At 67.0% G+C, this 21281-nt stretch carries 17 protein-coding genes; 10 read left to right on the top strand and 7 right to left on the bottom strand.

Going from position 1 to position 21281, the window contains the following annotated elements; all coding sequences use genetic code 11:
• Positions 1 to 16 precede the first annotated feature (16 nt).
• The 7 genes from hrpA to D106_RS0107000 all read right to left on the bottom strand — a co-directional run bounded on the left by hrpA (position 17) and on the right by D106_RS0107000 (position 11905).
• On the bottom strand, positions 17 to 3946 hold the full coding sequence (gene hrpA, locus D106_RS0107030) for an ATP-dependent RNA helicase HrpA (protein ID WP_018879640.1): 3930 nt from the start codon (positions 3944 to 3946) through the stop codon (positions 17 to 19).
• Between the two features lie 2 nt (positions 3947 to 3948).
• Positions 3949 to 4539, bottom strand: coding sequence for an SPOR domain-containing protein (locus D106_RS0107025; RefSeq protein WP_018879639.1), 591 nt, complete (start codon positions 4537 to 4539; stop codon positions 3949 to 3951).
• Between the two features lie 3 nt (positions 4540 to 4542).
• Entirely contained in the window at positions 4543 to 6306 is a 1764-nt protein-coding gene (gene argS / locus D106_RS0107020) for an arginine--tRNA ligase (protein ID WP_018865544.1), read from the bottom strand.
• Between the two features lie 87 nt (positions 6307 to 6393).
• Positions 6394 to 8598, bottom strand: coding sequence for a primosomal protein N' (locus D106_RS0107015; protein ID WP_018879638.1), 2205 nt, complete (start codon positions 8596 to 8598; stop codon positions 6394 to 6396).
• A gap of 480 nt (positions 8599 to 9078) precedes the next feature.
• Positions 9079 to 10467, bottom strand: a complete 1389-nt coding sequence (locus tag D106_RS0107010) for an NAD(P)(+) transhydrogenase (Re/Si-specific) subunit beta (protein ID WP_018865546.1) — start codon at positions 10465 to 10467, stop codon at positions 9079 to 9081.
• A complete protein-coding gene (locus D106_RS0107005; protein WP_017942675.1) occupies positions 10464 to 10775 on the bottom strand; it encodes an NAD(P) transhydrogenase subunit alpha in 312 nt (103 codons plus the stop codon). Before D106_RS0107005 ends, D106_RS0107010 begins: the two co-directional genes overlap by 4 nt.
• Positions 10772 to 11905: an NAD(P) transhydrogenase subunit alpha gene (locus D106_RS0107000; RefSeq protein ID WP_038035506.1), complete on the bottom strand. Its 1134-nt coding sequence runs from the start codon at positions 11903 to 11905 to the stop codon at positions 10772 to 10774. The genes D106_RS0107005 and D106_RS0107000 overlap by 4 nt, the downstream gene beginning before the upstream one ends.
• Positions 11906 to 12283: 378 nt before the next feature.
• On the opposite strand from D106_RS0107000, the gene D106_RS0106995 reads away from it, so the two are divergent.
• The 10 genes from D106_RS0106995 (at position 12284) to fdxA (ending at position 21281) form a co-directional block, all read left to right on the top strand.
• A complete protein-coding gene (locus D106_RS0106995; protein ID WP_018879637.1) occupies positions 12284 to 12865 on the top strand; it encodes an HNH endonuclease in 582 nt (193 codons plus the stop codon).
• A gap of 113 nt (positions 12866 to 12978) precedes the next feature.
• On the top strand, positions 12979 to 14073 hold the full coding sequence (gene hemH / locus D106_RS0106990) for a ferrochelatase (RefSeq protein WP_018879636.1): 1095 nt from the start codon (positions 12979 to 12981) through the stop codon (positions 14071 to 14073).
• A 34-nt stretch (positions 14074 to 14107) separates the two neighbouring features.
• Positions 14108 to 14866, top strand: a complete 759-nt coding sequence (locus tag D106_RS0106985; RefSeq protein WP_018879635.1) for a molybdopterin-binding protein — start codon at positions 14108 to 14110, stop codon at positions 14864 to 14866.
• Between the two features lie 355 nt (positions 14867 to 15221).
• Complete coding sequence (locus D106_RS14250) at positions 15222 to 16172, top strand: ABC transporter permease (RefSeq protein WP_038037370.1); 951 nt, start codon at positions 15222 to 15224, stop codon at positions 16170 to 16172.
• Between the two features lie 143 nt (positions 16173 to 16315).
• Entirely contained in the window at positions 16316 to 17098 is a 783-nt protein-coding gene (locus tag D106_RS0106970) for an ATP-binding cassette domain-containing protein (protein WP_018879633.1), read from the top strand.
• A gap of 59 nt (positions 17099 to 17157) precedes the next feature.
• Entirely contained in the window at positions 17158 to 17949 is a 792-nt protein-coding gene (locus tag D106_RS0106965) for a GntR family transcriptional regulator (protein WP_018879632.1), read from the top strand.
• Entirely contained in the window at positions 17946 to 19691 is a 1746-nt protein-coding gene (locus D106_RS0106960) for a fumarate reductase/succinate dehydrogenase flavoprotein subunit (RefSeq protein WP_018879631.1), read from the top strand. Before D106_RS0106965 ends, D106_RS0106960 begins: the two co-directional genes overlap by 4 nt.
• A gap of 12 nt (positions 19692 to 19703) precedes the next feature.
• The gene (locus D106_RS0106955; protein ID WP_017942684.1) at positions 19704 to 19937 is read left to right on the top strand and encodes a ferredoxin family protein; all 234 of its coding nucleotides are present in this window, start codon (positions 19704 to 19706) and stop codon (positions 19935 to 19937) included.
• Positions 19938 to 19948: 11 nt separating this feature from the next.
• Entirely contained in the window at positions 19949 to 20908 is a 960-nt protein-coding gene (locus D106_RS0106950; protein WP_018865556.1) for a HEAT repeat domain-containing protein, read from the top strand.
• Positions 20909 to 20957: 49 nt separating this feature from the next.
• Positions 20958 to 21281 carry a ferredoxin FdxA gene (fdxA, locus tag D106_RS0106945; protein WP_026280613.1) on the top strand — a complete coding sequence of 108 codons (324 nt, stop codon included), beginning with the start codon at positions 20958 to 20960 and terminating at the stop codon, positions 21279 to 21281.

Genomic DNA, 21281 nt, shown 5'->3' with positions numbered 1-21281 from the left:
CCTCTGTCCAGATTGCTTATTGGCCGCTTGCCAGTCGTTGGATCACGTCGGTGTATTCGCGTTCCAGCCGTTTCGGCGACACCTTCTCGCGCGTGCCCAGTTCCTGGGCGAACTGCGAGACGCGAAACTCCTCGATGCGGTAGCGAAAGGCGAGAACGTCCGGGTGGTCCGGTGCCCGTGCGATCAGCTCCTGTGCCTGCTGCCACAGCGGCTCGACCGCCACGCGTCGGGCGCGGTCCTTGTCCGGGGCCTGGGTCAGGCGTTCCAGGCGCTTGTCGATTGCCTGCAGGTAGCGCGGCAGCTCGGGCAGCACGGTGTGCGGGGTGCGCAGCAGGAAGTCGGCCGGGACCAGCGCCTCGAGCTGCCCGCGGATGTCGCGCGCGGCCTCGATCCAGGACAGCGGCAGATCCCCCTGCAGCCGCGTGCGCAGGTCGTGCCAGTGGCGCAGGATCTCGGCGGCCAGGCGGGAGAGCTCCATCACCGTGGGCGAGAACTCGGGCAGGCTGGCCTCCAGGCGCTCTTGAAAGTTCTCGGCATCGCGCGGCCACGGCTCGGCCAGGAACACGCGGTCGGCCGCCGCCTCCAGGATCTGGTCGCGCAGGGCCTCGCAGCTGCCGAGTGTCGAGTAGTTCAGGCAGGCGCGTTCGATCTCCGGGAGCTGGCGGCGCAGGTCACGCGCGGTCTTGCGCGCGCCCAGCAGGAACAGCCGACGCAGGCCCGCGCGGTGCGCCCGCGCGGCCCGCGCCGGGTCCGGTTCCAGCTCCAGCGAGACGGTATCGCCACGATCGACCAGGATCGGGAAGGCGCGCAGTTGCGCCCCCTGGTGGTCGAACTCGACGCTCTCCGGCAGCGCGCCGAAGTCCCACTCGGTGATGCCCTCGCGGGTGATCTCGTCCGGGCGGCTGGCGTCGAAGTGGGCCTCGGCGCTGTCGCCCAGCCGGCGCTTCAGCGCGGCCAGGTCACGGCCGCTGGCCTGCTCATTGCCTTCCGGGTCGAGGATGCGGAAGCGCATCACCAGGTGTGGCTCCAGGTTCTCCGGGCGCCAGGCATCCAGCGGGATCTCGGTGCCGGTCATCGCGCGCAGGGCCTCGGCCAGCGCCGGGATCAGCGGGCCCTGGCGGTGTTCGATGCGCGCGAGCGCAGCCTGCGCGAAGTCCGGCGCGGGCACGAACTGGCGGCGCAGGCCCTTGGGCAGGCTCTTCAACAGGGCGGTCACGCGCTCCTCCAGCAGCCCCGGCACCAGCCAGTCGCCCAGCCAGTCGGGCACCGCGTTCAGCGCGGCGATCGGGATGGTCACGGTCACGCCGTCGTCTGGCTGACCGGGCTCGAAGCGGTAGGCCAGCGGCAGGCGCAGGCCCTCGACCTCCAGATGGTCGGGGTAGGCCCCTTGCGGGAGCGCGGTGTCCGGCTCGTTCAGCAGTTCCGCACGGTCGATCCGCAGGGCGTCGGGGTCCCGCTTCTCGGCCTTGCGCGCCCAGGTCTCGAAGCTTGTGCCGTCGGTGATGTCTTCCGGCAGGCGGGCGTCATAGAAGTCGAACAGGCGATCCTCCTCCACCAGCAGGTCGCGCCGGCGCCCGCGCGCCTCCTGCTCGGCGATCTCGGCCACGGCCTCGCGGTTGGCCTGTACCCCCTTCGAGCGGGTGCGCAGCTCGCCGCCGACCAGGCCCTCGCGGATCATGATACGCCGCGCCTCGGCCGGGTCGTGTCTTGCGAAGTCCACCGGCTTTTTCGGGGCGACGACCAGGCCGTACAGGGTGATGCGGTCGAAGGCCCCGACGCGTCCGCTGCGACGCTGGAAGTGCGGCTCGAAGATATGGTGCTTGAGCAGATGCGCCGCCGCGGCCAGGATCCAGTCGGGCTCGATACGGGCATTGTCGCGGGCGTAGACACGGGTGGTCTCGGCGATCTCCGCACTCATCACCCAGGCGGGTTTCTTCTTCGCCAGGACCGATCCGGGGTGGATCTGGAAGCGGCGGTTGCGCGCGCCGAGGTAGTCGCCGCGCTCGGTCTTCTGTCCGATCTGGCTGACCAGTCCGGTCAGCAGCGCGCGGTGCACGGGCTCGGCGTCGGCCGGTTCGTGGTTCGGCTTCAGGTCCATCTCGCGGGCTTGGCGCAGCAGCTGCACGCGCAGTTCCTGCCACTCGCGCATGCGCAGGAAATTCAGGAAGTGCTCGCGGCACCAGCGTTTGAGCGCATTCGAGCCGAGATCCTCGCGCGCGGTGTGCCAGGCCTCCCACAGCCGCAGCATGCCCATGAAGTCGGAGCCCTCGACCTGAAACTCCCGATGGGCCTGGTCCGCCGCCTGGGTGGCCTCGGCCGGGCGTTCGCGCGGGTCCTGCAGCGACAGGAACGCGGCGATAGTCGCGGTCTCGGTCACGCAGCCGTGGTCGGCCCCGGCCAGCAGCATTGCACCGTGGCGCGGGTCGATGGGCATGCGTGCCAGCTGGCGGCCGCGCGGGGTGATGCGCCCGCGCGCGTCCACCGCACCCAGCTCCTCCAGCAGGCGGTAGCCGTCCTTGACCATGCGTGGATCGGGTGGATCCACGAACGGGAACTGGCGCGGCTGACCGAGCTTCAGCGCGGCCATCTGTAGGATCACCGAGGCGAGGTTGGAGCGCTGGATCTCCGGGTCGGTGAAGGGCGGGCGCAGGTGGTAGTCGTCCTCCGCGAACAGCCGGATGCAGATGCCGGGGCCCAGTCGTCCGCAGCGCCCGGCGCGCTGGTCGCAGGCGGCCTGCGAGATCGGCTCCAGGCTCAGGCGTTGGACCCGCGAGCGCCAGGAGTAGCGCGAGACGCGGGCCAGACCCGAGTCGATCACGAAGCGGATGCCGGGGACGGTCAGCGCGGTCTCGGCGACGTTGGTGGCGAGCACGATGCGCCGGCCGGCGTGCGACTGGAATACCCGCGACTGCTCGCGCGCGGACAGGCGCGCGTACAGTGCCAGGACCTCGGTGTCGGCGCGCACCTGGCCGCGCAGGGCCTTGTGGGCGTCGCGGATCTCGCGCTCGCCGGGCAGGAATACCAGGATGTCGCCGGGGCCGGCGCGCTCGCATTCGGCCACCGCCTCGCGGATGCCGTCGAAAAGGTCGCGCTCGCCGCGACCGGCGTCTTCGTCCTCGTCGGCCGCGTCTTCCGGCTCGATCGGGCGGTAGCGCAGCTCCACCGGGTAGGTGCGTCCGGCCACGGTCAGGATCGGGGCGTCGTCGAAGAACGCCGACAGCCGCTCCGGGTCCAGCGTCGCGGAGGTGATGATGATGCGCAGCTCCGGGCGTTTCTTCGATAGGCGCTTGAGCACGCCCATCAGGAAGTCGATGTTCAGGCTGCGCTCGTGCGCCTCGTCGACGATCAGGGTGTCGTAGGCGCGCAGCTCCGGGTCATGCGCCAGCTCGGCAAGCAGCATGCCGTCGGTCATCAGCTTGACCCAGTTGTTCGGCCCGGTCTGGTCGGAAAAGCGCACCTTGAAGCCGACGGTGGAGGTCTTCTCACCCCCCAGCGTGGTGCCCAGTTCCTCGGCGATGCGGCTGGCGACCGAGCGCGCGGCGATGCGGCGCGGCTGGGTGTGGCCGATCAGCCCGGTCTCGCCGCGCCCGGCCTCCAGGCACAGCTTGGGTAGCTGGGTGGTCTTGCCGGAGCCGGTCTCGCCGCACAGCACCAGTACCGGGTGTTCGCGGATCGCGGCGACAATGCGCTCGCGCTCGGCGTGGATCGGCAGGTCGCCGGCATAAACGGGCTGGGGGCGCAGGCGGGCGCGTTCGGCGTGGCCCCCTTCGGCGTGGTCCAGGCGCTCGGCGAGGGTGTGAGCCAAGCGATCGCAGGGCTGGCCGCGCTTCTGGCGCTGGCGGGCCCGGCGCAGCAGGTCCGTGAGGTCCTTGCGTTCGGGGCCGGCGGGCAGCGCCTCGATACGGGCAGCGAGGGCGTCGAGATCCGGTGCGGGGGCCGGTTCCACGGTCAGCCCTGGTAGCGCAGACGCAGGGCCTCGATGTTCTCGGTGCGCAGGCGCTCCAGCGCCTGGCGCACGCGGTCCTCGTCACTGAACGGGCCGAGGTACACGCGGTACCAGGTATCACCCTGGATCTCGACCTCGTGCACCTGCGGGTCGAGGCCCAGCAGGGTCAGGCGGGCCTTCATCTCGTCGGCCTGGGCGAAGCGGCGGAACGACCCGGTTTGCAAGACCACCGGCTCCCCCTCGCTGGGGGATGCGGCGGGCGGCAGGGTCGGGGCAGGGGTGTCGCGCTCGGACTCTGGTACGCGGATCTCGTCCTCGGGCAGCAGCTCGTAGTAGCGAAACCGCGGTTCGTCGTCCGACGGTACGGTGTCGCGCTCCACGGGGGCCGGGGTCGGGGCCGGAGCGGCGGTCTCGGCTCCCGGGTCGCCGAACAGCGCGCCCAGGTCCGGTGAGCGGTCGGCCCCCTGCAGGTACAGCACGGCGGCAATGCCCAGCCCGATCAGCAGGCCGATCAGCATCCACACCCAGCCGGGGATCGGTCGCGCGGCCTTGCGCGGGGTGGACTTGCGACGGGTCTTGCGGGCCTGGGCCATGGTCTACATCCGTTCCGGGGCGGTCACGCCCAGCAGGCGCAGGCCATTGTGCAGCACCTGCTTGGCCCCGGTCAGCAGGGCCAGGCGTGCGCCGATCACGGCGGCATCCTCCGCGTTCAGGAATGGCACCGCGTTGTAGTAGGCGTGAAAGCCGGCTGCCAGCTCGCGCAGGTACTGGGCGATCTGGTGCGGTTCGCAGGCCTCGGCGGCCGCCGCGATCACCTCGGGGAAGCGGTCCAGGCGATCCAGCAGGTCGTCTTCCTGCGGCTCGGTCAGGCGCTCGGACAGCCCGGTGTCGTCCAGCGCGCTGGCGGCATGGCCGCGCTCGGCCGCAGTGCGCAGCACGCTGGCGATGCGCGCGTGGGCGTACTGGATGTAGTACATCGGGTTGTCGTTGGACTGCGACTTGGCCAGGTCCAGGTCGAAGTCCAGGTGCTGGTCGCAGCGGCGCTGCACATAGAAGAAGCGAGCGGCATCCGATCCGACCTCGTCGCGCAGCTCGCGCAGGGTGACGAACTGCCCGGCGCGGGTGGACATCGGCAGGCGTTCGCCCCCGCGGTAGAGGATCGCGAACTGCACCAGCAGCACGTCCAGGCGGTCGGCCTCCAGGCCCAGGGCCTGCAGGGCGGCGCGCACGCGCGGGACGTAGCCGTGGTGGTCGGCGCCCCAGATGTTGATCACGCGCTCGAAGCCGCGCTGGAACTTCTCGCGGTGGTAGGCGATGTCGGAGGCGAAGTAGGTGTAGTCGCCGTTCTCGCGGCGCACCACGCGGTCCTTGTCGTCGCCGTAGTCGGTGGAGCGGAACCACAGGGCCCCGTCCTTCTCGTACAGCGCGCCGTGCGCCTCGAGATCCTGCACCGCGGCATCGATCGCGCCGGAGTCGGCCAGGCTGCGCTCGGAGAACCAGCACTGATACTCGACCCCGAACTCGCGCAGGTCGTCGCGGATGTCTTCGAGGATGGCGTTCAGGCCGCAGTCGAACACCGTGCGGTACAGCTCCGGGCCCAGCAGCTCGCGGGCGCGGGCGATCACCGCGTCGATGTAGATCTCCTTGTCGCCACCGGCCGGCTCGTCCGGTGGGAGGTCGCGGGTGACGGCCTCGGTCGCGTGCACGGCCTGTTCGCCGATCTGTGCGGTCAGGGCCTCGGCGACCGGGTAGATGTAGTCACCCTGATAGCCGTTGGCCGGGAACGGGACCTGCACCCCGTGCTGTTCCAGATAGCGCAGCCAGACGCTGGCGGCGAGGATGTTCATCTGCCGCCCGGCGTCGTTTACGTAGTACTCGCGGGTGACATCGAAGCCGCAGAAATCCAGCAGGTCGGCGACGGTGGCGCCGAACGCCGCGCCGCGGCCGTGGCCGACATGCAGCGGGCCGGTGGGGTTGGCGGAGACGAACTCCACCTGCACCGGGCGACCGCCGCCCACGCTGGAGCGGCCAAAGTCGGCGCCCTGGGTGGCGATGCGGCCGAGCACCAGCGTGCGGGCATCCGCGGCCAGGCGGAAGTTGATGAAGCCGGGGCCGGCGATCTCGGTGGCGGCGAGACCGGGTACCTCGGGCATTGCGGCGCTGAGGGCCTCGGCGAGGTCACGCGGTTTGCTCTTGGCCGGGCGCGCGAGCTGCATCGCGAGGTTGCTGGCAAAGTCGCCGTGTTCGCGGTCGCGGGCGCGCGTGACCTGCACCTCGACACCGTGATCGGCGGGTACACGGCCATCGGCCACCAGGGTCTCCAGGGCGGCCGCGAGGGCCTCGGTTAGGGTGTCTTTCAAGAGGGGCTCGATCCGTCGTGTAAAAAGGGCCGCATTCTAACCCGGAAGCGGCGCACGTGCCGCCCCGGCGCCTGCCGCGGGAACGGGTCAGGCGAGCGAGACGGGGTCGATGTCGATGGCGATGCGGGTGCCGCGCGGCAGGTCGTCGGCCTGCCAGGCGTGGCGCGCCTGTGCGAGGCCCTCGTGCAGGGGGTTGCGGCGCGTGGACTGCAGCAGGATCTGTTCGCGGAAGCGGCGGTTGACGCGATGACGCGGCGCGGGGGCCGGGCCCAGTACCCGCAGGCCCTCGGTCGCGGCGCTGCGCAGGTGGGTGGCGACGCGCTCGGCATGGCGGCGGGTGGTCTCGGCATCGCCGGCCTCGACCCGGACCAGGGCCAGGTGGCCGTGGGGCGGCAGCTCGGCGGCGGCGCGTTCTTCCAGCAGGGGCGCGACCATTGCCGGGTAGTCGGCGGCATCCAGGCCGCGAATCAGGGGGTGGTCGGGATGCCCGGTCTGGAGCAGCACGCGACCGCCGCCGGAACCACGCCCGGCGCGGCCGGCGGCCTGCACGATGAGCTGGAGGGTGTTTTCCGTGGCGCGCAGGTCGACGCTGAACAGGCCCTGGTCCACGTCGATCACACCGACCAGTCCGACCTGGGGGAAGTCGTGGCCCTTCGCCAGCATCTGGGTGCCGACCACGATCGCGGCATCCAGCTGGCGGATACGGTCCAGTGCCGCCTCCAGCGCGCCCTTGTGACGGATGCTGTCGCGGTCCAGGCGGATCAGGGGGGTGGTCGGGAAGTGCCGCGCCAGGGCCTGTTCCAGCCGCTGGGTGCCGAGGCCGCGCTGCGCCAGAGGCTCGCCGCATTCCGGGCAGCGCTGGGGGCGCGGTTCCTGGTGGCCGCAGAGGTGACAGACAGCGCGCGGGTTGTGCGCGTGAATGGTCAGCCGGGCATCGCAATCCGGGCACTCGGCCACCCAGCCACAGGCGTCGCAGGCCAGTACGCGGGCGAAGCCGCGGCGGTTGAGCAGCAGAAAACACTGGTGGCCGGCCGCCAGGGTCTGCTGCATGGCGTCGAGCAGCGGGGCGGTCAGACCCTCGTCCGGGAGGTGTACGCGCGTGTCCACGGTCTCGACGGCGGGTGGGCGGGTCCCGTCCGGGCGTGTGGTCAGCCGGGCGTGGGCGTAGCGGCCCGTGGTGGCCGCGTGCAGGCTTTCCAGGGTCGGGGTGGCGGAGCCCAGAACCACCGCGGCCTGCTCCAGCTGGCCGCGCTTGATCGCCAGGTCGCGCGCGTTGTAGCGGAACCCGTCCTGCTGTTTGAAGGCGCTGTCGTGTTCCTCGTCGACGATGATCAGGCCGAGGTCGGGCAGCGGGGTGAAGAGGGCCGAGCGGGTGCCGACGACGATGCGGCGCTGGCCCTGGCGGGCGGCCTCCCAGGCGCGCAGGCGTTCGCCCTCGGCCAGGCCGGAGTGGAGCAGGGCGACCTGCCCGGGAAACCGCTGCTGGATGCGCGCGCTCAGTTGCGGGGTCAGGGCGATCTCGGGGATGAGGAACAGCACGGCGCGCCCGCCTGCCAGCACGCGCTCGGCCATCTGCAGGTAGACCTCGGTCTTGCCGCTCCCGGTCACGCCCTCCAGCAGCAGCGGTGCGCCGGTCCCGGGCGTCAGGGCCTCCACGGCCGCGCGCTGGTCGGGGGTCAGATCGTGGTCGCTGGTGGTCGGCGGTGGCGGCTGTGTCGGGTCGGGCGTGATCGTCTCCAGCCAGCCACGCGCCTCATAGTCGCGCAGTTCTCGCGGGGCCAGCTGCAGGCCGGTCGCGGCGGCCAGGGTGGCGCGATCCAGGGCCGTGGCCGCGTGTCCCGGCTCCAGGGCGCGGAGGACCGCCTGCTGGCGCCGACCGCGCGCGAGGCCGTCGGCCAGGGCGCGGGTGCCCTCGGGGGTGATCCGCCACAGGGTTTCGGGGGTGAGGGCCGGCAACGGGTCGCCGTGGCGCAGGGCCGGTGGAAGCGCCCCCAGCAGGGCCTCGCCCAGCGGGTGATGGTAGTAGCGGGCCCCGAATCGCAGGAGCTCCAGCAGGCGGGGCGAGAGGAGCGGTTCGCTCTCCGGGGCCTCGTTCACCGCCCGCAGGCGTGCGGGCGGCACGTCGCTGGTGGTCGCCAGATCGACCACCAGCCCGACCGTGGAGCCGCGGCCGAAGGGCACGCGCACCCGCTGTCCGGGCGTGAGCGACAGGTCTTCGGGGATGCGGTAGTCAAACAGCCGATCCAGGGGGCGATCCAGCGCGATGCGGGCGATTCGGGGCGCGACGGGCATGGGTCCAGTTTACTGCGTCGGGGCCCGGGAAGGGGGAGTCGGTTGCCTCAGGGCGGATCGGGTTGTTATCCACAAAAGCTGTGGATAACTCTGTGGGTGAAACGGGGGGAAGGGCCCTAAATGCTTGTTACTGCTGGGGGCGTCTTGGATTGGCCAAAAATCGACCAGAAGCCAAAAGAACCGAATAAACAGTTAGTTATGAGCTTTATATGAAACGGAGTGCGCGCTCTGTGTGCTAAGCGGCCGTTAGTTTCATCGCTTGTGGGTAGTCTGTACAGGGTGTGTACAATTGTGACGCCGTCCCGGGGGTTCATCGAGCCTTGAGGAAGCACTGATTCATACGCCCGCAAAAGCAACTCGAGCGCGAGTGTGTACATTGAGCAGTGTTTTCCTGGCCAACAAAAAACCCGGCACCGCGAGGCGGTTGGCCGGGTTTCGGTGGCGGGACCCGTATCCGGATCTCGCATTTGGGGCGGGCTACTAGCCGAGGGCCTTGACCGATGCCACGAGTTCGGCGGCCACCTTCTGGCCGTCGCCGTAGAGCATCTGGTTATTGTCGGCGTAGAACAGGTGGTTCTCGATGCCCGAGAAACCGGAACCCTTGCCGCGCTTCACGCAGATGACGTTGTGGGCCTGGTCGGCGTTCAGGATCGGCATGCCGTAGATCGGCGATTCCGGGTTGGTCCGGGCCACCGGGTTCACGACGTCGTTCGCGCCGATCACCATCGCGACATCCGCGGTCTTGAACTCCTCGTTGATCTCGTCGAGGTCGAAGATGATGTCGTAGGGCACGCCGGCCTCGGCCAGCAGTACGTTCATGTGCCCGGGCATGCGGCCCGCGACCGGGTGGATCGCGAACTTCACGTCCACGCCGCGCTTCTGCAGCAGCTGGGTGAATTCCCAGATCTTGTGCTGCGCCTGCGCGACGGCCATGCCGTAGCCCGGCACGATGATGACCTTCTCGGCGTAGGCCATCATGATCCCGGCATCGTTGGCCTGGATCTCCTTCATCGTGCCTTCGATCTCTTCCTCGGCGCCGCCGGCGGAGCCGCCGAACTGGCTGAACAGGATGTTCTTGATCGGGCGGTTCATCGCCTTGGCCATCAGCTGGGTGAGCAGCGTACCGGCCGCGCCGACCACGATACCGGCGATCATCAGCGCCGGGTTGTCGAGCACGATGCCCTTCAGGCCGACCGCCAGGCCGGTCAGGGCGTTGTACAGCGAGATGACCACCGGCATGTCGGCGCCGCCGATCGGCAGCGTCATCAGGATGCCGAAGGCCAGCGCCAGGACGAAGAACAGCAGCAGCGTCGCCGAACCGATCTCGCCGCCGCCGGTGGCCATCAGGAAGCCGAGGATCACGGTGATGGCAAAGATCGCGATGTTTACGACCTGCTGGCCAGCGAAGGTGAAGGTCTTCTTCATCAGGCCCTGCAGCTTGGCGTAGGCCACCAGCGAGCCGGAGAAGGCCACCGAGCCGATCAGCGAGCCGGTCACGGCGATCGCCAGGCCGGTGTTGCTGACGGTTTCCGGGGTCGCCTGCAGCAGGTAGATCGCGCCGATGCCGGCCGCGGCGCCGCCGCCCATGCCGTTGTACAGCGCGATCATCTGCGGCATGTCGGTCATCGCGACCTTCTTGCCGCTCCACCAGGCCAGCGCACCGCCGATGGCGATACCCAGGATGATCAGGGTGTAGTTCACGCCGCCGGAGATCTCCGGATGCACGAAGGTCACGAGCGTGGCGATCACCATGCCCACGCCGGCCCAGATGATGCCCGGCCGCGCGGTGGTCGGCGAGGACATCTGCTTGAGGCCGACGATGAACAGTACCGCCGCCGCAAAATAGGCGAGGTTGATGATCATGCTCATGCGTTATCTCCCTTCTTGTCGTCCTTCTTGCTGGTCTTGAACATCTCCAGCATGCGTTCGGTGACGACGTAGCCACCCACGGCGTTGCCCGCGGCCAGGATCACGGCGACAAAGCCGATGGCCTGTTCCAGCGGGGTCGTGGCATGGCCCAGTGCGACCATGGTCCCGACCAGCACGATGCCGTGGACGAAGTTGGAACCGGACATCAGCGGGGTGTGCAGGATGACCGGCACCTTGGAGATGATCTCGTAGCCGGTGAAGGCCGCGAGCATGAAGATGTACAGCGCGATAAAGCCTTCGATGATCATGAGTTCGCTCCCTTCAGGGCCTCGCGGGTGGCCTCGTGCACGATCTCGCCGTCGCGGGTCAGCACGCTCTTGGCGATGACCTCGTCATCCCAGTCCGGCTGGAACTCGCCGCCCTCGGCGATCATCGGCGTGAGGAAATTGAGCAGGTTCTTGGCGTACATCTCGGAGGCATGCAGCGGCACCTGCGAGGGCACGTTCAGCGGGGCATGAATGGTCACGCCCTTGTGCTTGCTGGTCTTGCCCGGCTTGGACAGCTCGCAGTTGCCACCGCCCTCGGCCGCCAGGTCGATGATGACCGCGCCCGGCTTCATGCCCTCGACCATGTCCTTCGGGACCAGTTTCGGCGCGTCGCGACCGGGGATCGCGGCGGTGGTGATCAGCACGTCGGCCTTGGAGATGAACTCGCCCAGGGCATCCTGCTGCTGTTGCTTCTCTTCCGCGGTCAGTTCGCGGGCGTAGCCGCCTTCGCCCTCGGCGGAGACGCCCAGATCGAGGAACTTCGCACCCAGCGACTCGACCTGCTCCTTGGTGGCGGAGCGCACGTCATAGGCCTCGACCATCGCGCCCAGGCGCTTGGCCGTGGCGATCGCCTGCAGCCCGGCCACGCCGGCGCCGATCACGATGACTTTGGCCGGGCGGATGGTGCCGGCCGCGGTGGTCAGCATCGGGAAGAAGCGGCAGGACAGATCCGAGCCCATGATCGCGCCCTTGTAGCCGACCACGGCCGCCTGCGAGGACAGCACGTCCATGCTCTGGGCGCGCGAGATGCGCGGGATCAGCTCCATCGCGAAGCTCAGGATCTTGCGCTCCTGCATCGCCTTGACCACGTCCGGATTGCGGTGGGCATGGAACAGGCTGACGACGGTGGAGCCCTCCGGCAGCTGGTTGACCTCTTCCACCGTCGGTGGGGCCACGCGGACCATCAGGTCCGACTGGCCGTAGGCCGTCTCGGTATCGACCACGGTGGCCTTCTCGTAGGCCGTGTCCGGGAAATGGGCATTGGAGCCGGCACCCTTCTCCAGCTGCACGGTGACGCCCAGATCGCTGAACTTGGCCGCCACCGTCGGATCCAGGGCCACGCGACGTTCGCCGCTGGCGGACTCCTTGGGAACGGATAATTTGATTGCCATGCGCTCTCTCCCCGGGCCAAACGTCCCGGTACTCCCCTGGGACGATCAGCCGCGCTCGCGGGTGGTGAAATCGGATGCGGCACGCCTGAAGCGGGCATGCCGCACAAAAAACGACCCGCGAGTGTAGCGGAATCGCCCCCGTGCTTAAACCGTGTCCTGCGCTTGCAGGGTCTTGTTCCGGGTCGCGGAGCGTACGATACCTCGGGTCATGGCGTTGTAATTGCTTTGTTCTCGAAGGCTGTTTATTGTTTTTCCGGTCAGTGTTGCGCTGAGGGAGACGCGGGCGTGCGATTCAATCAGCGTCTCCCAAAGGGGGCATGGATTTGTTCACTCGACCCCGCGTGAGCAAATCCGTGTTTCCTTGAGACGGGACGGGTCATGTTGCCGAACGAGCATCAGGTCCTGCGCACGGACGCCGCGGGCATGCCGCTGGAGTGGATCGGCCTGGAGCAGGCCGTGCGCCTCTACTACACCGAGCAGGTGGCCTACACCTGTGGCAGCCCGCTTTATCGCATGCGCGGCGGCATCAACGCCCGCACCGGGCTGCAGTCGCGGGTCGAGGTCAACTCGATCGTCGCGACCCATGGCACCCGCCAGTCCCGTTTCAACAACTACATCCCTCCGCTCAACAACACCACCCTGTTCCGCCGCGATGCCCATCTTTGTCTGTACTGCGGCCAGCATTTCTACGAACGCGACCTGTCGCGCGACCATGTGACCCCCATCAGCCAGAACGGCGAGGACACGTGGACCAACGTGGTCACCGCCTGCAAGCGCTGCAACAACCACAAGGCCGGGTTCACGCCGGAAGAGGCCGGGATGCAACTGCTGGCCATCCCGTTCACGCCAACCCACGCGGAGTACATCTTTCTCAAGGGCAAGCGCGTGCTGGCCGACCAGATGGAATTCCTGCAGGCGCACTTCCCGCGCACCAGCCCCCTGCGCGGCCGTCTGGGCTGAACCGGCGCTGGCTGCCCCCGGGTCGCCGGCGCGCTATCCTTGACCGCTGAACCAAATGGCGCTGCGCCACTCCGACAGGGAGTCAGCGTCCCCTCATGTCGGCAAGGAGCACCATGAAGTACTTCGGAGAAGCGGATTATCGTCACGGCCAGGCGCGCGACGTCGGCGTATTGCTGACCAACCTCGGCACGCCGGACGAACCCACCGCGCCCGCCCTGCGCCGTTACCTGAAGGAATTCCTCTGGGATCCGCGCGTGGTCGAGGTCCCGCGCCCGATCTGGTGGCTGATTCTCAACGGCATCATCCTCAACATCCGTCCGAAGCGCTCGGCCGCCAAGTACGCCACCGTGTGGACCGACGAAGGTTCGCCGCTGCTGGCGATCTCGAAGCGCCAGGCCGAGGGTGTGCGCCGCCGCCTGGCCGAGCAGGCAGGGGAGGAGATCCCGGTTGCGCTGGGCATGCGCTATGGCAACCCGTCGATCGCCGCGGGGCTGGACGAGCTGCGCCGCCAGGGCGTGCGCCGCGTGGTCGTGCTGCCGCTGTACCCGCAGTACTCGGCCAGCACCAGCGGCTCCACCTTCGATGCCGTCGCCGATGTGCTCAAGGGCTGGCGCTGGGTGCCAGACCTGCAGTTCATCGCCGCCTACGACGCCCAGCCCGGCTACATCGAGGCCCTGGCCAGCAGTGTGCGCGAGCACTGGCAGGAGCACGGCCAGGCCGACCGCCTGGTGATGTCCTTCCACGGCATCCCCAAGCGCTACCTGCTGCAGGGCGACCCCTACCACTGCCTGTGCCATGCCACCGGGCACAAGCTGGCGCAGGCGCTGGGGCTGAATGACGACCAGTGGCAGGTCACCTTCCAGTCGCGCTTCGGGCGCGAGGAGTGGCTGCAGCCCTACACCGACAAGACCATGGAGGCCCTGCCGGGGCAGGGCGTGCGCTCGGTGGACGTGATCTGCCCCGGTTTCTCCGCGGACTGCCTCGAGACGATCGAGGAGATCGGCGACGAGAACCGCGAGATCTTCCAGGAGGCCGGTGGCGAGCGTTTCCACTACATCCCGGCCCTGAACGACCGCGCGGATCACCTCGATTTCCTGACCGGGCTGCTGCACCAGCACCTGGCGCCGTGGCTCAACGACCCGGACAACGCCCCCGAGGCGCGCGCCGCCGCCCGCGAGCGCGCGCTCGCGCTGGGCGCCAAACAGTAACGTGGCGAAGGCCGGGGCGATGGACGGACCCGTGATGGCTGAACGGGAGCCGGGCGAGATCGAGATCGGCGCCGTGATCATTGGCGACGAACTCCTCAGCGGCAAGCGCCGGGACCGGCACCAGGCGCACCTGACCGAGGCGCTCGCCGAGAAGGGCCTGGAGCTATCGTGGATTCGGATCGTGGGTGACAACGCCCGCCTGTTGGTGCAGACGTTCCGCGAAACCCTGGCAAGCGGAGCCGAGGTGTTCAGCTTCGGTGGTATCGGAGCAACCCCGGATGATCGCACCCGCGCCTGCCTGGCCGAGGCGCTGGGGCGACCGCTCCAGCGCCATCCGGAATTTGTCGATCTGCTGGAACGCCGCTTCGGTGACGAGGCCTATCCGCATCGTATCCGCATGGCCGAATTGCCCGAAGGCGCCAGCCTGATCCCGAACCCGATCAACGGTGTGCCCGGGTTTCGCTGCGAACGGCATTATTGTGTACCCGGATTTCCTGCCATGGCCGAGCCCATGGCGCGCTGGGTGCTGGACCAACGCTTCCCCCAGCGCAACGCGGAAGCAGGTTCAGTGGAAGAGAGCCTGATCCTGCAAAACACCACCGAGAGCTCGCTGGTGCCGGTGCTTGAGGCAATAGAGGCCGCATTCCCGGACCTGCGTATTTCCTGCCTGCCGCGCATGGATCGCGACGCGCCGCGGGTCGAATTGGGCGTACGCGGTCCCCGCGCCCGCGTCACCGAAGCCCATGCACGGCTACGCCAGACTTTGATCGAAGCGGGCTTCTTGGCCCGCTGAGTCCTGGAGAGGTGCGCGATTCAATTCGCGTTTCCCCGATGGTCGGCGGGCTGCCGACCCTTGCCGCACTTGTCATCATGCACCTCGTATTTTCGGATTTGAGCGCCCCGTCGTGGGGCGCGTTCGCCCTTACGTGATGCACGGGGTCCGTGTCGCCGCCTGGTTCCCTTTCCCTCTGAACCAATAAGCCCTCTTCGAAACAGCATCTTAACCCCCTTTCTCGATGCCCCCGGGGCATTGGCATGGATGCTGCAAACACTTCCAGGCGTAAGAACACGTCAGAACAAGTTGAGTCGTGGCGTTACCAATCAATCCATTGGGCAAGACCTGATGGCCTCGAGGGAAGGGGTTTCAAATGACGAACAAGACTGTTCCGGTAGCAGACGAGACGGTGGAGAGTGCTCCTTCCGCGCCCGACAACCCGACGTCGACGGCCCCGGCAGCAGATACCGCGCCTTCGTCACAGGAAGCGCCTCGAGCGGGTGCGTCCTTGTCTGGTGGAGCGGGTGACGCTTCTATCGGCGAACGCCTGAAGGCATTAAGCGCTACCTGGTGGGCACGCTACAGCGTCCGGATGATCTCGGTGGTGGTGCTGATCGGTCTCTGGCATCTGGCCTCCGTCAATGACTTCCGACTGCTCCTCAACTTCGAAAATGTACCTCGGCCCGGGGTTGTAGGCGCGGTGCTGCTGGATCTGTTGTCGTCCGATACTTTCTATCGGCATATCGGTGCCAGCGTCGAGCGCGTCGCCATCGCCTTTGGGTTAGCCACCGTCTTGGGTGTCGCCCTTGGTGTATTCATGGGCCGCAATCGTTTTGTGGAGGATGTCTTCTCTCCCTACGTGGAGATCTTCCGGCCCATCCCGGCGGTGGCCTGGATCCCGCTGGCGATCCTGATGCTCCCTACAGAACAGAGCAGCATTATTTTCATTACCTTTCTCGGGGCCTTTTTCCCGATCGTGCTGAACACCATGCACGGGGTTGATCAGACACCCAAGGACCTCGTGCGGGCCGCCCGCGCTCTGGGCGCTTCCAGTACCTCGATTCTGATTCATGTCGTCCTGCCGGCGGCGCTGCCCAGCATCGTGGCGGGCATGGCCATTGGTATGGGCATCGCATGGTTCTCGCTGCTGGCAGGCGAGATCATCAGTGGCCAGTACGGGATCGGCTACTTCACCTGGAGTTCCTACTCATTGATTCAGTACCCGCAGATCATTGTCGGGATGGTAACGATCGGCCTCCTGGGGACCCTGTCCACGCTGTTGGTGCGCTATGGCGCCCGGCCGTTCCTGCGCTGGCAGCGTTAGGACCAGCCGCACCTCTTTCGGATCATGCTAAGCAACGGGATAGCACAATGAGAATTGGAAATTTCTGGGCCTTTGGCGAAGGGCCCTCACGCAAGAAACCCGCACCGGGTGGGGCGCTGGCGGGTCGTGCCGAGGCAGGCCGAGTGCAGATCTCCGATGTGTCCATCGAGTTCAACACCAATGGCCGCCGTAACCTGGCGGTGGATGGAGCGAATCTGGAGATTGAGCCGGGCGAATTCATCTGTCTGCTGGGGCCTTCGGGTTGCGGCAAGTCGACCTTGATGAATGCGGTGGCCGGCTTCGTCGCGCCCACGGCGGGGCGTGTCGAGGTGGATGGCAAGCGCGTGCGCGGGCCGGGGCCGGAGCGCGGCATGGTGTTCCAGCAGCACTCGCTGTTCCCCTGGAAGAGCGTGCGCAAGAACGTCGCCTTTGGCCCCCGCATGGCCGGTCACTCGAGGACCGAGTCCGACAGTATCGCGCGCACCTTCCTCGGGATGGTGGGGCTTTCGGCTTACGGCAACCACTTTCCGGCGCAATTGTCCGGGGGGATGCAGCAGCGGGTCGGCATCGCGCGCGCCTTGGCCAATTACCCTGACGTATTGCTGATGGACGAGCCGTTTGGGGCGCTCGATGCCCAGACCCGCTCGATGATGCAGCAAAACCTGGTGGATCTGCGCCAGGAGTTCCACACCACCATCGTGTTCGTCACACATGACATCGAGGAGGCTGTGTTCCTGGCGGACCGGATCATCGTGATGAGCGCGAGTCCGGGCCGGTTGATCAAGGATATCCGCGTCGACATCCCGCACCCGCGCACCCACGAGGTAGTGACCGAGCCCCGATTCGTCGAGCTGAAAAAGCAGTGTCTGGACCTGATTCGGGCCGAGACGACTCGGGCATTCGAGCAGCAGGGGCGGTCGGTCTAGAGCCGAACAGCTACTGGATCCTCTTACACCTCATAACTTGTTATGATAGGCTAGTACATATGATCGATACGCACCGCCAAGCAGGGCTTGCAAGCACGGGACTCCCGCGTCCCGTGAGCCGGTCTGGCGGATCCGGGTCGCTCTACGGCTGGGTCCGCGACAGTCTGCGTCGCGAGATTCTCCAGGGAGTGCGCGCGCCAAACGAACGACTGGCCACCGAGAAGGAGCTGATCGAGGCCTTTGGGGTCAGCCGGATCACCGTGCGCAGGGCGCTTCGCGAGTTGCGCGCAGAAGGTCTGGTGGTAACCGCGCAGGGGCGCGGAATATTTGTCGCCCGCCCGCGGGTGAGCCAGGAGCTGCGGCGCATGGAGGCCTTTGGCGAGACGGTGACCCGTCAGATAGGTGAGGCCGATGTGCGCCTGCTTTCCATGCAGGAAATGACGCCGCCATCGCGGGTGACGCGCGAACTGGGGCTAGCGCCCGAGGACTCGGTCACCCGCATTCGCCAGGTGCAGTGCTTGCGGTCGGAGCCGGTCATGGTCAGTGAGAGCTTTCTGCCGCTGGCCATTGGGCGGCGCATATTCAGTCGCGATCTCACGGCGGACACCTTGTCCGTACTCAAAAATCGCCTGGGCCTCAGGGTGCGGAGTGCCCGTATCGAAATCGAGGCCTGTCACCCGGAGCCAGGGGTACAGGAAGCACTGGCGCTTCCGGTGGAGGCCCCGGTCCTGAAACTCATCCGTGTCTTTCTCGACCGCAGCGGTCGTGCCTTTGACGTGGAGTGTCTGTCGTTCCGCGAAGACACCTTCAACTGCAAGTTCCGTACGGATCCCAATGAGGAGTACCTATGAAAGTCAGCGAAATCGAAACAGTCGAGATGGATGTCCTGGTGATCGGCGGCGGGACCGGCGGTCCTCTGGCGGCCGTCACCGTCAAGGAAGAGAACCCCGAGCTGGATGTCATGTTGCTGGAAAAGGCCAACGTGAAACGTTCCGGCGCGATTTCCATGGGGATGGACGGCCTGAACAACGCCATCATCCCGGGTCGGGCCACGCCCGAGCAGTATGTAAAGGAGATCACCACGGCGAATGATGGCATCGTCCATCAGAAGGCGGTCCTGGCCTATGCCGAGCGTTCCTACGACATGATCCAGAAGCTGGACTCCTGGGGTGTGCACTTTCAGAAGGACGAGACCGGCGATTACGACGTGAAGAAGGTCCATCACATGGGTAGCTACGTGCTGCCCATGCCCGAGGGGCACAACGTCAAGAAGATCCTGTACCGGCGCCTGCGCCGTAACCGGGTGAAGGTGGAAAACCGTTACCAGGCCACCCGCCTGCTGAAGGATCGCGACGGCAAGATCGCCGGCGCCTTTGCGGTGAACACCCGGACCTCCGAGCCCATGCTGATCCGTGCCAAGGCCGTAATCATGGCAACGGGTGCGGCCGGGCGTCTTGGCCTTCCCACCTCCGGCTATTTGTACGGCACCTACGAGAACCCGACCAATGCGGGCGAGGGGCACGCGATGGCCTATCACGCCGGCGCCGACCTGACGAACCTGGAGTGTTACCAGATCAACCCGTTGCTGAAGGACTACAACGGTCCGGCCTGTGCGTACGTGACCGGCCCGTTGGGCGGCTACACCGCGAATGCCCAGGGCGAGCGCTTCATCGAGTGCGACTACTGGTCGGGCCAGATGATGCTGGAGTTCTACCGCGAGCTGGAAGGGGGCAAGGGCCCGGTCTACCTGAAGGTGGATCACCTCGCCGAGGAGACCATCCAGGAGATCGAGACGGTCCTGCATACCAACGAACGCCCGTCGCGCGAACGCTTCCATGCCGGGCGCGGTACCAACTATCGCGAGCACATGCTGGAGATGCACATCTCCGAGGTCGGTTTCTGCAGCGGCCACTCGGCTTCCGGGGTGTGGATCAACGAACACGGCGAGACCACCGTGCCGGGCCTTTATGCGGCCGGCGACATGGGCTCGGTGCCGCACAGTTACATGCTCGGTGCATTCGTGTACGGCCAGATCTGCGGCGAGAGCGCGACGCGTTACGTCAGTGACTGGACTGACGCACCACTGGACGAGTCGCTGATTGCCGCAGAACTCGAACGCGTGATGGCACCGCTGAATGCGGAAGACGGCATTCCGCCGGAGCAGATGGAATACAAGGTGCGCCGCCTGGTGAACGACTACCTGCAGCCGCCCAAAGTGACCAAGAAAATGGAGATCGGACTCAGCCGCATCCTGCAGGTGCGCGAGGACCTGGCCAGGCTCCACGCCCGGGATCCCCACGAACTGCTGCGGGCCCTCGAGGTGCATGCGATTGTCGACTGCGCCGAGATGGCGGCGCGCGCCTCCATGGCACGCAAGGAGTCCCGGTGGGGGTTGTACCACTACTCCATCGACCACCCCGAGCGCGACGACGAGAACTGGTTCTGTCACAGCCGCCTGTACAAGGGCGAGGACGGAACCATGTGCACCGGTACGCGCCCGGTGGACCCCTACATCATCCCGCTGGATGACGACGAGCTGTCGGCCTATCAGTCCATGCGGATCGAAAACACCGACGAAGTCGCCGCCGAATAAAGGGGAAGTGACATGCCTGTAGCGAACCACAAGACGACTGTCCCGGTGGTCGTCGATGAAGAAAAGTGCATCGCCGACAAGGGGTGCCGGGTCTGCATCGACGTCTGCCCGCTGGATGTCCTGCTGATCGACGAAGTCACGGGCAAGGCCCATATGCATTACGACGAATGCTGGTACTGCATGCCGTGCGAGAAGGACTGTCCGACCGACGCGGTCACCGTGAATATCCCGTACCTGCTGAGCTGAAGGTGAACCCGATGAGCCAATACAACGACCCCGAACTGCAGGACATTGCAGACAAGCTGGCCTCCAACGATGTGGAAATGCGCCGAGTGGGGGTGCTTGCCCTGGTGGACAGTGCCGAACCTGAAGCCGCTGATCTGCTGACAATGGCCCTGAAGGACCCCGACCCTTCGGTCCGCCGCGAGGCGGCCAAGGTGGTCGACGAGTTCGAATCCGCCGACATTGCGGATGCCTTGCTGGCAGCCCTCAGCGACAGCGACGAAGCGGTCCGCAACGCTGCAGCACACGCCCTGGCGGACCTGAAGGATACCGATGCGGCGCAGCCGTTACTCGGTGCGCTGAAAGGCAGCGACGATCCATTTGTCATCGTCGGGGTGCTGGGGGCCCTCAAGCCTATGCGGCTTGCCGAGAGCTGCGAACCGGCTCTGGCCTTGCTTCAGCATGCGGATGCCGCCGTGCGTCGTGAGGCGGTATCCGTCCTCGGATGGCTGCGTTCCCCGGCGAATCTTCCGGTCCTGATCGAGCGGGCGCGCGAAGACGCCGACCCGGACGTGCGGCGGGTGGCCGTGAGCGCCCTGTCGTACGGCGATCCGGACTCGATTGGCGATGCCCTGCTGGCCGGGTTGCAGGACGAGAATTGGCAGGTCCGAGCCGAAGCGGCCTCCATGATTGGCAAGCTGCGACTGCGGTTGGCCCTGCAGAGTCTGATCGAAGGCACGCGCGATTCCTTCTGGCAGGTACGTGAGAAGGCCGTTGAGGCCCTGGGCACTTTGGGTGACCCGAAGGCTGTGGAGGCAGTGGGCGTGTGCACCGACGACCCGGTGTCGAACCTGCGCAAGGCCGCGGTTGGCGCCCTGGGCGAGATTGGGGATGCCAAGGCGCAGGCGTACGTGGAAAGCGCGATGGACGACCCGGATCCCGATGTCCGCAAGACCGCCCTTTGGGCCCAGTCGAAGCTGCGCGTGGCGAGCTGATTCGCCGCGTGCTTCACCGAGAGCGACACGTCGCCATACGGAGGCAACCGTGACTTACGTAGTGAACGAGAACTGTATCCGGTGCAAGTACACCGATTGCGTCGAAGTGTGTCCGGCGGACTGCTTCCACGAGGGCCGCAACATGCTGGTGATTGACCCGGTGGAGTGCATCGACTGTGACCTGTGTGTGCCGGAATGTCCGCCCGAGGCGATCCAGCCGGAAGGTGAGTTGGCCGAGGATCAGAAACATCTCCTCGACTTGAATGCCGAGCTGGCGGCTATCTGGCCGCTAATAACGTCGGCAAAGGACCCGCTGCCCGACGCGGAAGAGTGGATCGAACGTTCGGGCAAGCTGGCCGAGCTGGAGCGCTGA

The sequence above is a fragment of the Thioalkalivibrio sp. ALE9 genome, assembly GCF_000377445.1.
Taxonomy (GTDB): Bacteria; Pseudomonadota; Gammaproteobacteria; order Ectothiorhodospirales; family Ectothiorhodospiraceae; genus Thioalkalivibrio.
The sequence above is the reverse complement of the archived record's forward strand: the minus strand, read 5'-3'. Positions and strand labels throughout refer to the sequence as shown.

What these genes read in the sequence shown, in the direction of transcription:
- D106_RS0107025 (WP_018879639.1), bottom strand. Translation starts at nt 4,539, where the DNA reads ATGGCCCAGGCCCGCAAGACCCGTCGCAAGTCCACCCCGCGCAAGGCC.
- D106_RS0107015 (WP_018879638.1), bottom strand. Translation starts at nt 8,598, where the DNA reads ATGCCCGTCGCGCCCCGAATCGCCCGCATCGCGCTGGATCGCCCCCTG.
- D106_RS0107010 (WP_018865546.1), bottom strand. Translation starts at nt 10,467, where the DNA reads ATGAGCATGATCATCAACCTCGCCTATTTTGCGGCGGCGGTACTGTTC.
- D106_RS0107005 (WP_017942675.1), bottom strand. Translation starts at nt 10,775, where the DNA reads ATGATCATCGAAGGCTTTATCGCGCTGTACATCTTCATGCTCGCGGCC.
- D106_RS0107000 (WP_038035506.1), bottom strand. Translation starts at nt 11,905, where the DNA reads ATGGCAATCAAATTATCCGTTCCCAAGGAGTCCGCCAGCGGCGAACGT.
- D106_RS0106995 (WP_018879637.1), top strand. Translation starts at nt 12,284, where the DNA reads ATGTTGCCGAACGAGCATCAGGTCCTGCGCACGGACGCCGCGGGCATG.
- hemH (WP_018879636.1), top strand. Translation starts at nt 12,979, where the DNA reads ATGAAGTACTTCGGAGAAGCGGATTATCGTCACGGCCAGGCGCGCGAC.
- D106_RS0106985 (WP_018879635.1), top strand. Translation starts at nt 14,108, where the DNA reads ATGGCTGAACGGGAGCCGGGCGAGATCGAGATCGGCGCCGTGATCATT.
- D106_RS14250 (WP_038037370.1), top strand. Translation starts at nt 15,222, where the DNA reads ATGACGAACAAGACTGTTCCGGTAGCAGACGAGACGGTGGAGAGTGCT.
- D106_RS0106965 (WP_018879632.1), top strand. Translation starts at nt 17,158, where the DNA reads ATGATCGATACGCACCGCCAAGCAGGGCTTGCAAGCACGGGACTCCCG.
- D106_RS0106960 (WP_018879631.1), top strand. Translation starts at nt 17,946, where the DNA reads ATGAAAGTCAGCGAAATCGAAACAGTCGAGATGGATGTCCTGGTGATC.
- D106_RS0106955 (WP_017942684.1), top strand. Translation starts at nt 19,704, where the DNA reads ATGCCTGTAGCGAACCACAAGACGACTGTCCCGGTGGTCGTCGATGAA.
- D106_RS0106950 (WP_018865556.1), top strand. Translation starts at nt 19,949, where the DNA reads ATGAGCCAATACAACGACCCCGAACTGCAGGACATTGCAGACAAGCTG.